This is a genomic window from Pradoshia sp. Z5_111 (assembly GCF_058267535.1).
Genome location: NZ_JBZCPQ010000001.1, coordinates 813,339 through 828,776, shown reverse-complemented (window position 1 = coordinate 828,776; position 15,438 = coordinate 813,339). Strand labels below are relative to the sequence as shown.

Annotated in this window: 17 protein-coding genes and 1 pseudogene; 14 read left to right on the top strand and 4 right to left on the bottom strand. The window is 35.7% G+C overall.

Annotation, left to right across the window (positions count from 1 at the left end):
* Positions 1–247 precede the first annotated feature (247 nt).
* Together AC4D4A_RS04060 and AC4D4A_RS04055 are read left to right on the top strand one after the other, a co-directional pair.
* The gene (locus tag AC4D4A_RS04060; RefSeq protein WP_490994681.1) at positions 248–673 is read left to right on the top strand and encodes a hypothetical protein; all 426 of its coding nucleotides are present in this window, start codon (positions 248–250) and stop codon (positions 671–673) included.
* Positions 674–727: 54 nt separating this feature from the next.
* The gene (locus tag AC4D4A_RS04055; RefSeq protein ID WP_490994680.1) at positions 728–1,042 is read left to right on the top strand and encodes a hypothetical protein; all 315 of its coding nucleotides are present in this window, start codon (positions 728–730) and stop codon (positions 1,040–1,042) included.
* 514 nt (positions 1,043–1,556) lie between these two features.
* On the opposite strand, the pseudogene AC4D4A_RS04050 reads toward AC4D4A_RS04055, so the two are convergent.
* Positions 1,557–1,724, bottom strand: a pseudogene (locus AC4D4A_RS04050) (glutamate/aspartate:proton symporter GltP); the annotation flags it as partial.
* Between AC4D4A_RS04050 and AC4D4A_RS04045 the strand changes: the two are divergent.
* The 4 genes from AC4D4A_RS04045 (at position 1,705) to AC4D4A_RS04030 (ending at position 4,364) form a co-directional block, all read left to right on the top strand.
* Positions 1,705–1,872, top strand: a complete 168-nt coding sequence (locus AC4D4A_RS04045) for a hypothetical protein (protein ID WP_490994769.1) — start codon at positions 1,705–1,707, stop codon at positions 1,870–1,872. The pseudogene AC4D4A_RS04050 and the gene AC4D4A_RS04045 sit on opposite strands and share 20 nt — an antisense overlap.
* A gap of 207 nt (positions 1,873–2,079) precedes the next feature.
* Entirely contained in the window at positions 2,080–2,490 is a 411-nt protein-coding gene (locus tag AC4D4A_RS04040; RefSeq protein ID WP_490994679.1) for a hypothetical protein, read from the top strand.
* A 121-nt stretch (positions 2,491–2,611) separates the two neighbouring features.
* A complete protein-coding gene (locus AC4D4A_RS04035; RefSeq protein WP_490994678.1) occupies positions 2,612–3,319 on the top strand; it encodes a Type 1 glutamine amidotransferase-like domain-containing protein in 708 nt (235 codons plus the stop codon).
* Positions 3,320–3,440: 121 nt separating this feature from the next.
* Entirely contained in the window at positions 3,441–4,364 is a 924-nt protein-coding gene (locus AC4D4A_RS04030) for a TIGR01777 family oxidoreductase (protein ID WP_490994677.1), read from the top strand.
* 25 nt (positions 4,365–4,389) lie between these two features.
* Here the strand turns inward: AC4D4A_RS04030 and AC4D4A_RS04025 are convergent, their stop codons facing one another.
* Positions 4,390–4,749 (bottom strand): hypothetical protein, encoded by a 360-nt coding sequence (locus AC4D4A_RS04025; protein ID WP_490994676.1) that lies wholly within the window; start codon positions 4,747–4,749, stop codon positions 4,390–4,392.
* A 185-nt stretch (positions 4,750–4,934) separates the two neighbouring features.
* Here AC4D4A_RS04025 and AC4D4A_RS04020 point away from each other — a divergent pair, with 185 nt between their 5' ends.
* The 8 genes from AC4D4A_RS04020 to AC4D4A_RS03985 all read left to right on the top strand — a co-directional run bounded on the left by AC4D4A_RS04020 (position 4,935) and on the right by AC4D4A_RS03985 (position 12,849).
* Positions 4,935–6,077 carry an acyl-CoA dehydrogenase family protein gene (locus AC4D4A_RS04020; RefSeq protein ID WP_490994675.1) on the top strand — a complete coding sequence of 381 codons (1,143 nt, stop codon included), beginning with the start codon at positions 4,935–4,937 and terminating at the stop codon, positions 6,075–6,077.
* Between the two features lie 405 nt (positions 6,078–6,482).
* Positions 6,483–7,430, top strand: a complete 948-nt coding sequence (locus AC4D4A_RS04015) for an L-lactate dehydrogenase (RefSeq protein WP_490994674.1) — start codon at positions 6,483–6,485, stop codon at positions 7,428–7,430.
* A gap of 18 nt (positions 7,431–7,448) precedes the next feature.
* On the top strand, positions 7,449–8,465 hold the full coding sequence (locus AC4D4A_RS04010; protein ID WP_140461383.1) for a PTS sugar transporter subunit IIC: 1,017 nt from the start codon (positions 7,449–7,451) through the stop codon (positions 8,463–8,465).
* A gap of 364 nt (positions 8,466–8,829) precedes the next feature.
* Positions 8,830–9,030: a cold-shock protein gene (locus AC4D4A_RS04005; RefSeq protein WP_050614125.1), complete on the top strand. Its 201-nt coding sequence runs from the start codon at positions 8,830–8,832 to the stop codon at positions 9,028–9,030.
* A gap of 585 nt (positions 9,031–9,615) precedes the next feature.
* Entirely contained in the window at positions 9,616–10,488 is an 873-nt protein-coding gene (locus AC4D4A_RS04000; RefSeq protein ID WP_490994673.1) for a pirin family protein, read from the top strand.
* Positions 10,489–10,899: 411 nt separating this feature from the next.
* Positions 10,900–11,409, top strand: a complete 510-nt coding sequence (locus AC4D4A_RS03995; RefSeq protein WP_139892840.1) for a DUF6609 family protein — start codon at positions 10,900–10,902, stop codon at positions 11,407–11,409.
* Between the two features lie 174 nt (positions 11,410–11,583).
* Positions 11,584–12,048, top strand: coding sequence for a tRNA (N6-threonylcarbamoyladenosine(37)-N6)-methyltransferase TrmO (tsaA, locus tag AC4D4A_RS03990; protein WP_139892841.1), 465 nt, complete (start codon positions 11,584–11,586; stop codon positions 12,046–12,048).
* Between the two features lie 264 nt (positions 12,049–12,312).
* Complete coding sequence (locus tag AC4D4A_RS03985) at positions 12,313–12,849, top strand: GNAT family N-acetyltransferase (protein ID WP_139892843.1); 537 nt, start codon at positions 12,313–12,315, stop codon at positions 12,847–12,849.
* 407 nt (positions 12,850–13,256) lie between these two features.
* Here AC4D4A_RS03985 and arfA read toward each other — a convergent pair whose 3' ends face one another.
* Positions 13,257–14,780, bottom strand: coding sequence for an arabinosylfuranosidase ArfA (arfA, locus tag AC4D4A_RS03980; RefSeq protein WP_490994672.1), 1,524 nt, complete (start codon positions 14,778–14,780; stop codon positions 13,257–13,259).
* Positions 14,781–15,425, bottom strand: coding sequence for a YesL family protein (locus AC4D4A_RS03975; RefSeq protein ID WP_490994671.1), 645 nt, complete (start codon positions 15,423–15,425; stop codon positions 14,781–14,783). It lies immediately after the preceding gene.
* Positions 15,426–15,438: the final 13 nt, after the last annotated feature.

Here is a 15,438-nt window from a genome sequence, read left to right as displayed (position 1 = left end):
ATGTTTTTACTTCACTCTTTCATTTATTGAAAACCTTCATATGGATGATAAACGTATTACAAAACAGTCAAAAACCGCAGCGATAATTTGTCTTGGATTAGCGTTACTTATTCTGTTCTATTTATTCTTGGGGCTCTGATTCTAGAGGGATTATGTTAAATTCCTTATTGTAGAAACGGGGCAGGTTAGCTTAGTAAGAATAATGAAATTTCCATAAAAGTTGCAATTAAGAAGATTAGTGGGAGATATGAAAGTAGATAAAAAGAAGGGATACGAGATGACGTATTACTACTATTTAGCATCAGACAAGGAAATGGAATTTGGCAATGCTTCTATTGATTTTACAAAGTCGGCATTTCAAATAATTCCAGGTTTCGATTATCCAATTCAGTTAGAAATTTATAATGGTATTAGAGAAGAGTGGGAATTGCGAGAGCTACTACAATATATCCATAATCACACCGCCCCTTATAAGGTTTGTGTAGTGCAAGTAGCAAATTTAATAAATTCAAATAGAGTGGAGCTAAAAGTAGAGAAGAAATCAAAAATACTATTGCACGAAATTGTTGATGTTAATCAACTCTTATTGGAAGAAGGACATTTATTAACAATAGAAAAAGTACCGACTAAATGGAGAAAAAGGTCTATCAGAGGAAAGAATTCAAGAAAATAGAGGAAAATAGATGATGTTAAAAACGATATTTATTATTGTGAAAGGGAGCTTTGTATGAAGAAGTTAAAGAGGTTAAAGAATTTAGGGATTACTTTATTAATTCTGGTTAGTTTAATTGGTAGTATATTTCTTTATATTAGTTTTAAAAAAAATAGTTTAGAAAATGATGTAATAGAATATTTAATAGAAGAAAAGAACCTTAGTAAAGATGATATTATTTATAGAGAATCATTTATTTCCAATCTTAGTGGGGACAAAAATTTTATGGTTAGTATAAAAATAAAAGATGATAATAAAACTTACTTTTACTACAAAACTGATGGGGAAATTATTTTAGAATCTTATACTGAAAATGGCACAGAACATTGAAAATGTAAAAAGGAGAATCTCCCTTTTTACATACGGTTAATTCCGAACATTTCAGCTAACTACCAGCTGACAAACGGAGCAGTTTAGCGGAATAAAGAAAGTTTCTTATGGAAGTATAGGGGTAGCATTCCTTTACTAAATGGAAGTGTAGTTCTAGTTTGTGAAGAAACGTACTTAAACTAATGGGGGCTTTAGTTTAATAAGAAAAGAAAAACCGTCAAAGTTTCTCTGGCGGTTTTTGTGTCAATTGTATTTCTAATAAGGGTGCTAATTGATATGACAAAAGCTCTGTTACTATACGTTTCCTCCTCCAACTTAGAACCCGTTATTGCCAGACTGGCAGTCTTTTCTTTATACAGCTATCTTCTCATCAGGTTTGGATGAAGATCAATTGAAAATGGAAAATAATAAGTATCACAGGTTGACCATCCGTATATGAATGGAAAATTAGAAAAAGGATTTAAAAAGAAAGACAAGCCGTCAGATGGAGGCACGGCTTGTCTTTCTCTTTGTTTTATAGATTATCTGCAGGAGAATTGGCATCATACCTCTTTGCTTGTTCATCAGGCACAAAATCAGCATTGAATTCTTTTTCTGACTTGGAAACTACAACAGTTGCCACGCCGTTGCCAATTAGGTTCGTAATTGCACGTGCTTCAGACATGAAACGATCGACACCGATGGCGTATGTAGGTCGTGCAGTTGTGGCATTGGCATCAGACACCACGGTATCTAAGTTTTCTGGAGACACAGTAATGGTGGCTGAACTAGCGAGAAAATATGACTTTACCGATGTCGACGGAACTCAACCTTTGCCATTTGAACGATAATTACCCTCCTGATGATGGGTAGTAAGAATTGATAATCATATATTTCTTAAACAAACGGGAGCAATGGTTAATAAGGAAAGAGCCACTTATTAGTGTTTTCGTAAGAAATTTAAATTACGGGAAGGGAATGATACCTTGAAGATGGAAATATAATGTAGTAGACAGGCTCGTGATTACTTTTTAAAGGGAATGAAGGGGCGATCAGATGTGAATATGATGGCGAAAGTTAAACTCATATTTTATGCAGTAATCGTATTTTCGATTTATCTGTATGCCATTTTCTATTCTTTTAGTGATCATGATGTCGATTTAAATCAGACGTATACTAAACAAGCCGCTGATTCCTCGGATGAAGGTATCAGTAGAAATGTTCAAATAAAATTTATACTTTTGAATCCATCCGGTCATGCACTTGGAGAGACTGATATTTTGATTAAGAAAAACACTAAGAGTCATGAGAAGAAGCCCTTAAAGGTCCAAACTAATAGTAAAGGTGAATATGAGTTGACAATAGAACCTGGTACATATGATGTCTATTTAGAAAAAAATCGCTCTGTACAAAAACAAGTAACGATTCTTTCTAAGGATGATGGTAAATCAATAGTACTGAAGTTTTAAAGAAGCCTTGAGTATGGCTTTTTTTTGCATTTGTTCATTATAAACACTGTTAACTAACATCAAATAAAACGTTTCTTTGAAATTAAGTTTTTTCTCGTCAAAAATAAGGGAGAATTGAGCTATGCGACAGATTATTGCCTTAGGAGGCGGAGGTTTCTCAATGGAACCGGATAATCCGTTATTGGATCGATATATTTTAAAACAGGCTGCTGTAAGTAGGCCGAAAATATGCTTTGTTCCAACTGCCAGCGGGGATGCGGACGGGTATATACAAAGGTTTTATACCTTTTTTAATGAGCAGGAGTGTGAACCAACTCACTTATCATTATTTAAGCCACCTACCAAAAATTTGCAGGATTACATACTCGAACAGGATATTATCTATGTAGGTGGAGGTAATACGAAGAACTTATTAATTCTCTGGAAAGAGTGGGGATTGGATCGAATACTTAAAACTGCTTATGACCAAGGAATCCTATTGTGCGGTATAAGCGCAGGTGCGATTTGCTGGTATGAGGAAGGATTGACCGATTCATTTGGAGATACTCTTGAACCAATAAAGGCATTGGGGATATTAAAGGGGAGTCATTCCCCTCACTATGACGGTGAAATGAATAGAAGACCGACATATCTACAAATGGTTAAAAATGAATTACTAAATCCAGGTACTGCTGCTGATGATGGGGTAGGGCTTCATTATGTAAATGGAGAACTGATTAAAGCAGTGAGCTCCAGACCGAACGCCGCAGCCTATAGAGTTGAAATTTCAGATAATGGCATTGAGGAAAAAATACTGGAACCTTATTATTTAGGAAAGGAAGACTTATAGAAAGAATACTGCGTTGTGATTATTATGATGTTTACATGTTTTTCAATTGAGGGAAGTAGAAAAGTAAGCAAATTTAGATTAAAAGTCTTTTTGATAGTGGCAAATGAATGGGGTGCGGAGGATGAAGATAGCGATTGCTGGAGGTAGCGGTTTTGTTGGGAAGGAACTTGCTGCATTATTAGTCAGGGAAGGTCACGAGGTTTTTATTTTGACCCGTAATAAAAATAAGCTGACAAAGTCAACTGTTAAACCAGTTAAATGGCTTAATGAATCTAGTAAACCAGAAGAGGAATTGGACGGGGTTGAAGCTATTGTTAATCTAGCTGGCACATCCCTGAATTCTGGTCGTTGGACGGAGAAAAGAAAAAAGCAAATTTTAAATAGCCGTATAAATGCAACAAATGAGATCTATAGGATAATAGAAAAACTTGACCATAAACCTCGCATTTTAATCAATGCAAGTGCTATTGGTTATTATGAGCCATCTCTAGAACAAACCTATCATGAGGACTGGGAGCAAGCAGGTGACAATTTTTTAGCGGAAACCGTTGTTCAGTGGGAACAGGGTGCACAAAAGTTGGCGGATTTTGGGATACGAGTCGTATTTGCCCGTTTTGGCCTCATTCTTGGTGCCAAAGAAGGGGCTTTTCCAAAGTTGAATTTGCCCTATAAGCTATTTGTCGGAGGTAATTTAGGTTCAGGCCGACAATGGTATTCGTGGATTCATGTTGAGGACGTAGCAAATGCAATTTTATTCTGTATCCGAAACAACCAAATAAATGGCCCGGTTAATTTTACTGCTCCGAATCCAATGAGAATGAAGGATTTCGGTAAAACCTTGGGTGAGGTACTTAATAAACCGCATTGGACGACCATTCCATCTATTTTCATGAAGACAGCTCTTGGAGAAATGAGTATGCTAATACTGCAAGGGCAAAAGGTGTTACCCAAAAAATTAACCGAAGCAGGATACTCATTTATCTATCCGGATTTAAAATCTGCTCTAAAGCAATTAGTAAAACAAAGGAAGGACTCTCTGAGGTAAAAGCAGAGTCCTTATTTCTTCTAAATTACTTTTCATCATGAAAATTATGCTCATCATGATCATTGTCTGCCGTATGTTCATGATGAAGTTCTTCATGATCATCATGCTGGTTGTTTTGATGATCATGCTCTTGGTTCCATTGTTGACCGAAAAATAGTGGCCATCTTCTTTCCGTGTATAGGTTTCTTGAAATGCCAATTATTTTCTTGAAACGAATGGCTATAATACTGGTTTGACCTCTATTAGTAGTCAGCAGCAGCAAAAAGTCGCTCTTTAATGCCTTTAGCTCCCCGTAAAATGAACCTTCAACTGTAATAACCTGGACTTGTTCACCAATCAGATCAGAAGCATAATCAAAAAAATCTTTATCACTTTCTTTACTCAATTGTAGTCTCCCCTCTCTTTATAATTAGTTAATGCACGTTAAGATTTTTTGTGTAGACGTTTTGCTCAGGGAAAAGGGAATAATTATAGTTTGGCAATGGGTATAGAAGTTGCAAAGTGATATGATAAACATATAAACCATACTATTCAACCCAGAATAGTTTTTTTGATAAGGGAGCTGGCAACATGGAGGAATATTTAACAAAGCAACAAGAAACTATTTTGCAGCAATTAAAAGACGTAGCAAAAGAGTTTTCTGTAAGAGCACAAAAATATGACGAGGAACGCACATTCCCAGCTGAGAATATTGCCGATTTGAAAAAAATAAAGTATACAACCTTAACCTTGCCACAGGAATTTGGAGGAGCAGGGGAAGGGTTAACGACTTTTTTGCTTGGCCAGGAGATCATCGCCCAGCATTGCGGTTCAACATCACTTGCAATTGGGTGGCATAATATGGTGATCCTAGAGCTCTTAGAAAATCAAACATGGACAGAAGAAAATAAAAAGAAACTATTTAAAGAAATCGCTGATGGAGCTTTGGTTAACCGTGCCGCTTCCGAACCGGCGACAGGGAGCCCAACAAGGGGAGGCAGGCCAGAGACAATTGCTCTTAGAGACGGAGATAAATGGATCCTTAACGGAAGAAAAACGTACACATCACTGGCTCCGGCTTTGGATATTTTTCTTGTCAGTGCCTGGATTCCTGACGAGGAAACGATTGGTTGGTTTAAAGTATACAAAAACCAGAGCGGTGTAAGTATTGAGGAAACTTGGGATATGATTTCCATGCAGGGGACTGGCAGCCATGATTTACTTATGGAAAATGTAGTGCTTCATGAGGAAGATTTTGTGGAAAGAGCATCTGCTAGAAAAGCATCAGGCTGGCTTTTACATATACCTGCATGTTATATCGGCATTGCACTGGGAGCACGTAACTATGCGATTCAGTTTGCAAAAACGTATTCTCCAAACAGTCTAAAGGGCACAATCTCTGAACTGCCGCATATTCAGGCAAAGATTGGACAAATGGAGCTTGAACTGATGCAGTCAAGGAGCTTTTTATATTCTGTTGCTCAAAGATGGGAGCAATATCCTGAAAAACGTGAACAAATGGGCCCTGAATTGGCAGCTGTTAAAACAGCAATAACCAATCAAGCAATCTCGATTGTCGATACGGCCATGCGAATAGTCGGTGCACAAAGCCTGCAACGGAAAAATCCAATGCAAAGATATTATCGTGATGTTCGAGCTGGTCTGCATAATCCTCCTATGGATGATTCAACGTTGACCTTACTTGCTAAAAGTGCATTGGAGAAACAGGTGTAAAAGAAAGATTGACTGGTATGTAATATAGCTAAAGTAAATAATTAAATGAAATTTCATTCAGGAAGAATCCTCATTAAGGTAATGAGGTTCTTTTTTTTACTCCTTTACTTTAAGTTGATTGGGGGTCACTTTTTCCAAGAATAATTTTTGAAGAAGCAAATGAATATCGGTTTATATCCCTTAAACTCATTAAAGGGATATACAAAAAAAGCAAAAGTGCCATCCATAGTTTAATTTCCAATTCAAGTATATTCAAAAAAAGTAAAGTTAACTTTTTAAATGTAATAAATGTATATTTAGTGAAAAATACCACAATTTTCTTGACTATGAAAATATAAGAAGCTATATTGATAATATGTTATGTGAAATAATTCACATAGTTCACATCTTAGAGGAGTGAGTAATTTGAGAAATCTAAAAAAAGTAGCAATGGTAGGAACTGGTTTGGTTGGCTCAAGTGCAGCCTATAGTTTAATTAATCAAGGAATATGCGATGAATTAATTATGATTGACATTAACCATGAAAGAGCAAAGGGCGAAGTTTGGGATTTATTACACTGCATCGACTTTTTGCCAAGCCGAACGAAAATTACTGCGGGTTCCTACTCTGATTGCGAAGATGCAGATATCGTTATCATAACTGCTGGCCCTCCTCCTAAAAAAGGTCAGACACGACTAGATACATTGGAAATCAGTGCAGGGATTATGAAGTCTATTGTTTCGGAAGTAATGGAAAGTGGGTTTGACGGTATCTTTTTGATAGCATCCAATCCAGTTGATATTATGACCTATATGGTATGGAAATTATCTGGTCTTCCGAGAAATAGAGTAATTGGTACTGGAACTTCATTAGACTCTTCAAGATTGAAAAATTATTTATCTGAAATTTTACATGTTGATCCAAGAAGTATTAATGGTTATACAATGGGTGAACATGGAGACTCTCAATTTGCCGCTTGGTCCCACATGACTGTTGGGGGGAAACCACTTCTACAAATTTTAGAAGAAGGAAAAGAAGAAATTGGGGAAATCGATTTAGATTTATTATTGCAAAAAGTGAAAAGAGTAGGGTTTGAGATACTAGAAAGAAAAGGAACCACCTACTACGGTATCGGATCAGCTCTGGCATCTATCACTAAAGAAATATTTAATGATTCTCATAAAATTGTCGCACTTTCTACTATTCTTGATGGCGAATATGGATATAAAGATATCTGTACTGGAGTGCCTTCTATCATTACAAGAGAAGGTATTAAAGAAGTAGTTGAGTTAAACCTAACTAGCACAGAAAAAGAAAAATTTGATCAATCGAATGAAATACTACGTGAATACATGAGAAGCATTGGCTTTTAACAACAGGAGGAATGACAGATGAAAAAAGAATATATAATGCCTAGAATATTTAATGCTTCAACTGGTATTGCACAAGGTATTTTCGTTACGCTGGGTATCGGACTATTAATAAAAAATATAGGTTCCATTTTGGATTTGGCATGGATGATTGAAATTGGCTCAATAGCTACAGGGTTAATGGCACCAGCAATCGGGGTAGGTATTGCAATTATGTTAGGTGCGAATGGGTTAGTGGTTTTCTCTGCAGCTATAGCAGCAGCATTGGGAGCAGGCGCTATTAGTATTACCGAGGCGGGTATGTTGATTAAATCAGGAGAACCTATTGGTGCTTTAATAACCGCAACATTAGCAACCTTTATTGGAAAAAGATTGAGCGGCAAAACACCGCTTGATATGATGTTAGTTCCATTTGCAACCATATTAATCTCTGGATTTGTTGGAATACAGCTTTCAACAGTAATAGCACCTATTTTAACATCCGTTGGTGCGTTTATTAAAACATCAACAGCCGGTAGTCCTTTGATCGCTTCAATCGTTTTGGCAGTAGTTTGGGGATTATTCCTAGTATCTCCAGCATCCTCCGTCGCATTAGCTATAGCACTTGAATTGTCAGGTATCGCAGGTGGAGCCGCCCTAGCAGGTTGTGCTGCTCACTTTGTTGGATTTTCTGTTATCTCAGCAAAAGAAAATCAGTTGGGAGGTATACTAGCTCAAGGGATTTGTACGCCAAAAGTACAATTGCCCAATATAACAAAGAATCCATATATCCTGCTACCGACATTATTAGCAAGTGCCGTTGCAGGTCCGGTGTCAGCTTTAGTATTTAGTATAGAAGCTCCCAAAGAAATTGCCGGTATGGGTTTAAGTTCATTTGTAGCTCCTATTCAACTATTAACTACAAATAATCTGGGATATATCATTCCAGCGATGTTGATTACTTATATAATATTACCTGCAGGTATTGCATATGGCACTTATTATCTATTAAAGAAAAAAGGTAAGATTAAAGAAAATGATTTAAGCTTACCAGTATAAGAATAAAGAGGGCAGGGTAAATCTAATGATTTACCTTGTTTTACTTTTATAAAGGTTTTTTGACTGTAAAATAAAATTCAAAGTGATATGTTACCTTCATTAAAGGAATATGTTTCAGAATACTAATGCAGTTTTTTGATATGTTCAATTAAGTATAGTATCTTTTGAAGTAGATAAGTGACAATGTACGTGGGTTATTGGAGGGTAAAAGTCTAATAATTTGCTATTATAAGATATGTATGTTCTTCTAAAGAAGAATTATTTTTGTTCGTTTTCAGATTGAGAAGCGATTTTGATTTTCGTCTAAGGTTTTTGAGCAAGGATAGTAATACATTGTGTGGAAACACACTAGGAGGCAACAATTATGGAACAAGGTAAAGTGAAATGGTTTAATGCAGATAAAGGTTTTGGATTTATCGAACGTGAAGGCGGAGAAGACGTATTCGTACATTTCTCAGCAATCCAAAGCGAAGGCTTCAAATCTTTAGACGAAGGTCAAAGTGTTACTTTTGAAGTAGAACAAGGACAACGTGGCCCACAAGCTACAAACGTTCAAAAAGCTTAATAACAGCTAATAAATAGACCCTACATATGTAGGGTCTATTTTTATTTCATCATTAGAAAAAAATAAAGCCCTATTCATGAAATCAATAGAGCCTCTGTAACAAACGTATGAAACTAGTAATTTCAAATGGTAGGGTAAGTATGGCACGGTGGTTGAGTACTCACTAATTTAAATAGGGATTATCTGTTATTTTCCAATGATGAATCGGAATATTATGGTAATGTGTTAATGGTAAGATAGTGGGATATCAACAAGGGAAATAGTTACTGGATTACGAAATAAAAGAAGAGTTTACAGTAAAAGTATATGGTGAAGAAACAATCACAGAATACAAGGGATCGTTCAAAGGGTTTTAAATCAAGAACCAAATGCCTTTCAAAAGAAACTGTAGGGAATATTGAAATGATCGTTGATGACTTCTTTGAGGAATTCCAATTTATGCTATGGGGGGAACAGCCTGAACATTTAATTGGAAAGTTCCTAATAAGAGCTAAAAAGAAACTCAGTAGAAATTAAGTAAAGTAGTTAAAGCTGCACGAAAATGAATTTATTCATATGTTTAAAAGTCCAAGAGGAGGTATTGAAATGTCTAATGAATCAACATTTCAGAGAGAAGTAAAAGATTTTTGGTATCCAAAATACAATAAAGATGGTTACCCTCATGTTCAACAAGGAATGATTTTAAATCCTGAGAGGAATGAGGAATTTTCCCCGTTTATTCTAATGGCTGAAGACTGGTTTAAACGTGGAACCTTCTCCGACCATCCCCACAGAGGCTTTCAAACTATAACGTATGTTATTGATGGAAGGCTTGAACATATAGATAATGCTGGAGGGTATAGTATTTTGGATGCTGGTGATGCCCAATACATGAATGCCGGTTGGGCAGCCAGGCATGCGGAAGAGGCTTTTGACGATGATCTTATTCATACCTTACAGCTGTGGCTGAATCTGCCCAAAAGTTTGAAACATACAGAAACAAGTTATCAAAACATCTATGTAGAAGATGCTCCTGTTGTGAACGTTGAAGGGGGATACATTCGAGTTTACTCAGGTGATATTGCAGGGGTAACAGGACCTATGAATAGTCTGGTTCCTATTACGATGACAGAAATCAGCCTCCGTGAAGGGGCTGAATACACACATGTTTTGCCTGAGAATCATAATGCATTCTTGTATATGTTGGCAGGAGAGATGGGGTTCGGAGAAAGTAAGACAAAGATAGGTAAAACAGGGACAGCTACCCTATCCTTTAATGAGGAAGGCTCAGATTCTAACTCAAGTGAATTAAAAATAAAAGCATTATCTCGTTCCAAAGTATTGATTTATTCAGGCGTTCCTATTCGGGAAGAAATAGCTCTTGGTGGACCATTTGTAATGAATACACAGGAAGAAATCAGGGAGGCGTTCCGAGATTTTCAGCGCGGATTATTTGGACCACCTGCAGTAAAAAAATAAATCAAATTAGAGAAATAAAATATATTTTAAACAACACCAGATGGAAAATAAACATCTGGTGTTTATTTGTATAGTTTGTGTTTCTTTACTGGAATCTATTGAATAGTACGGGAGTGAATATTCTTGATTTCAATAAGTGGTTCAAATTTCACTTTAAGCGGCATTTTACTGATTTACATTTATATAAAAAGGATTTAATTAAAGAAAAAGACATTGAGGAAGCTAATAATATAACAAGGCTGTTTTCGCATAGATTGTTGTTCTTGAATAAAAGGATATAAATATCCAATTTGTGGTACAGTCGAATTAAGATGGCTTGTTCAACAAACGGGGCAGGTTAGTGAAAGAAGGAATGTTACATAAAGATAGAGAATATTTACTATAAGATACTAAAATAAAGGAAGGAGAAATATGGAGAATAGGGAGTATAACACACAAAGAACTTGCGGAGTATGGTTAGTTTACATTGGTGTAATTATAATAGTTTCAGCAATTAGTGGTGGCGAACTTTTAATACAACCTTTTATCTTAGGAGTTGGTTATTCACTAGGATATTTTTTAATATTTGTACTGCCGTACTTAAATCGAAAACTCGCATACGGTAATAACTCGAAGTTTCAAGATAAAATGGATAATATCACGATAATAGTTACTATTATTTTGTGTACCATTTGTGGACTTTTTATTGGTTTTGATAATTTAAGACTACTTTGGTTATCCATTTTAATTGTTATTGGTATACATTTTTTTGGTTTTTATTTTTCCCAAGGGAAACTGATGATTGTTTTAGGTGTGTTAACAATTATCAATGGATTGTTAGGCATCCTTATAGTCAACATTCCCTTTTTAGTAGTTGCATTGATTGATGGAACCCTAAAAATTGGTATAGGATTTAGAATGTTATTTAATAGGAGGCATTAAATGGTTGGTCTTTGAAAATGCCCGTTAACTGCCATTACTATATAATTAAGGAGCTGAGTTATCACGTTTACTGTTATACAGCTAAGGGCAGGTTAGTGGCAGAAGGATATTTTTGAAACCATATAGAAATATCTACTTCAAGGATTTAAAAAGGAGTTGTAGGGAGGAGTAACTTTGCAAATTTCTATTGTTCCAATAGCGAAAGTGAATAATAATCGTAAAGCTATTGAAGACGATAATTGGGGTTCAGTTATTTCAACTATTGAGTTAGCAGACAATATGAGTGAATCTTCTTTAGAAGGTATTAATGAATTCTCTCATTTAGAAATCATTTTTTTCTTTGATAAGGTTGCAGATGATAATATTCAATTTGAAGCAAGACATCCAAGAAATAATAAAGAGTATCCCAAAGTTGGTATTTTTGCACAAAGGGGTAAAAATAGACCTAATAAGTTAGGAGTTACTATTGTAGAACTTTTAGAAAGAAACAATAATAAATTGATTGTAAAAGGATTAGATGCAATAGATGGAACTCCTATAATTGATATCAAACCAGTAATGAAAGAGTTTTTGCCAAAAGGTGAAGTGAAACAACCAAATTGGTCAATATCTTTGATGGATAGATATTGGAACTCTTAAAAGAACTAACGTTCAGGTCTAAAAATAAGGTGTTTTCCTTATTGAGCTAAAAGGGGCATTGATCTAAGAAGGATTAATGCCTTTTTGTGTTGAACTTCTTATTGTAGAAAAGGGGCAGTTTAGTGATACTCCATTTTATTATGTTATGTATAAAACTTATATAATTTGTCTTTTTTATATCATAGCCCTAATAGATTAATGTAATCGAAGTAAGTACATATACTCTAAACAATTTGAAACAAGAGAATAAAGGAGAATAATTAAATGAGATTAGAGAGCGAGAGAATTTATTTAAGACTGCTTTGCGAGTCAGATGCCCCTATTATATTAGGAAGTACGCTGGATAAAGAAATACGTTATATGACTGGGACTACTTTTAATTTTTCATTACAACAAATTAAGACACATATAAATAATATAAATAATGATTCTAGTCGTTATGATTTCGCTATTTGTTTAAAAAGTAGTGATGAAATGATTGGGGAATTATCAATATACGATATTGATGAGGAGAATAAAAAGGCAGGATTTAGAATATCAATGGCTTCTACTTCATTAACAGGAAAAGGTTTTGGAACTGAAGCAATCAATATAGTTCTAAGTTTTGTTTTTGATCAACTCAATTTAAATCGTTTACAGTTAGAAGTATTTAGTCAAAATTTACGTGGAATCAGGGCGTATGAAAAAGTTGGATTTGTAAAAGAAGGCGTCTTACGTCAGTCCTTATATTACAATAAAGCATATTCAGATGAAATTATTATGGCAATACTTAAAAGTGATTACGAAAAGTTACTATTGTAATTGTCTTTGTTTGTGAATGAATATACTTAAACTAACGGGGGCGTTAGTCCAATAACAAGTACAGCCACTTCCTTTTTGGAGGTGGCTATTTTCATATCAAAACAAGCATTAATCAATAGCAATAATCCTTACGAAAACAGCCTATAACAATAAAGCAAATGTATGAAGCAGTAGAACCAATTAAGATTAAAAATTATGTCCATATTAATTATCAATATGAGTTAGATAGAGGATACGATATGTAAAAGATAATATATATAATAAATATTTCAGGTCGTACCAACTCTTTAGGGAGTATGAAAGATTGTTAACTGCTGTCCATGTATTGAAAGTGAGCTACATCCTCATACCAAATAAAGGTCCAGATGGACTTTACGCCATCTGGACCTTTATTATTGTCTTATTGGTCAATCTGCATATTGTAGCTGAAGACGAATCATATTCCATGACATCTTTGGCAGTACAGCTACTAAAGTGCCGTCATTAATATAGGATTGATCGCTTGTATGAGGTTTTACCTGCTCATTTCTTATTGTATTAATTGCTTTAGGGTTTTCATTCTGGAGCACAACATGTTCAATAAGTTGATAACCTTCAAATGAGCGGATATCCACATCGACGAATAATGGATGGTTCAGATTGCGGTTGACGGCAAAAATAACCAATTCATCATTTTCTTCGTTGTAAACAACAGACTGGTCCAAATAAGGTACATCTGTAAAGTCCTTGCTATCATACTTTGGAGAATCAACAATCGAATGAAGGGCAATTCCTCGTCCATATACGGAAGTATAATAGTATGGATAAAAGATCGTTTGTTTCCAAATGCCGCCTCCTGTCTCCGTCATGATTGGCGCAATGACATTCACTAATTGTGCCATGCAAGCTATTTTTACTCGATCGGAATGTTTTAGCAACGTATTGAGCATGCTGCCTACAAGCAGTGCATCTTCAAACGTATAGATATCCTCCAATAGTGGAGGAGCCGTGGACCAAGGCTCGACTTGCTTGTCCTGGTCATTGGAGTGAAACCATACATTCCATTCATCAAAACTTAAATACATCTTTTTCTTGGAGCGTTTCTTAGCTTTTATATAATCACACGTTGCGATAACTGTTCTAATAAAATTGTCCATATCCAATGTGCGAGCTAAATAGTTTGCCGTATCATTCTCTCCATTCCCATAATATTGATGGAGAGAAATATAATCAGCATATTCATATGTATGATCAAGCGTTTCAGCTTCCCATTCAGGGAATGTTGCCATGCCTGAACCTGAACTTCCGCAGCTGACTAATTCAATGGAGGGATCGACTAGTTTCATCGCTTTTGCCGTTTCAGCAGCTAGGTGTCCGTATTCAAAGGCGGTCTTCATGCCAATTTGCCAAGGACCATCCATTTCATTTCCTAAACACCATACTTTTATCTGATGTGGATCCTGGAACCCGTGCTCTCTTCTTAGGTCGCTCCAATACGTTCCACCCGGATGGTTGCAATACTCGACTAAATTTCGTGCAGCATCAATCCCTCGTGTTCCAAGATTCACTGCCATCATAACTTCGGCATTGACTTTTTTAGCCCATGTGGCAAATTCATTGGTGCCAACCTCATTCGTCTCCAGGGATCTCCAAGCCAGTTCCAATCGCTTAGGTCTTAAATCTTTAGGGCCGACTCCATCTTCCCAGTTATAGGCTGAAACCATATTGCCGCCAGGATAACGAATAATAGGTACCTGTAATTCTTTCACCAGTTCGATTACATCCTGACGAAACCCATACTCATCAGCCGTGGCATTTGAAGGATCATAAATGCCGCCATACACGGCGCGGCCTAATTGTTCGATAAAAGAGCCGTATATCCTCGGGTCAATCTCGGATATTTTAAATGACTTATCGAGGGTCATTTTGGCTTTTTTCATATTTAAAGTCATTTAGCTCACCTCTCCAGTAATCATTTGGTTATTCATTTTTTCATCATTTTTTTGAAACAAATCCATAGATATCCATATCCATCCAAAAGCTGCAGTACTTATAGTGAAAAAGGGAAGAAAGCCTGGGAATTTTAATGAAATATATAACAAGGCAAAAAAGTAAACCATGACAGCAATCGTATAGTGAATGCGCCCAAATCCAATAATGATAGCATTCCTGAAAAAGTGTGTAATTTTCCCATCATAATGAGCTAACTGTGGGAAAGACCATATGACTAGATTGATATAGAAGAAAATTAGCAAATAAAACGCCGCATGGAAAATAATATTGACGTTGCTCATACTTTGAATGGCCAGATAATTAAGGTATAGAATCATCCCTGCCATAGCCAATATCCAGCCTATTGTGTTAGATTTTGCAAATTCCTTGCGATATTCGTGCTTAAATGTATTCCAAATATGAAAATCTGTATTGCCCAGTCTCCATTTTCTGAAAATCTTTAAAGCCGATAGTGTAGCTGGAAAAATCCCGCAAATTATTAGGCCCTTCAGTGTAAACAAAAACCATAATGCATTAATGGCTGCTAACCTCATAATCCAAGTAAAGATTTTGTCTAGAAAATTTACAATGCGTTGGCCACTCATGATAAGGACACCC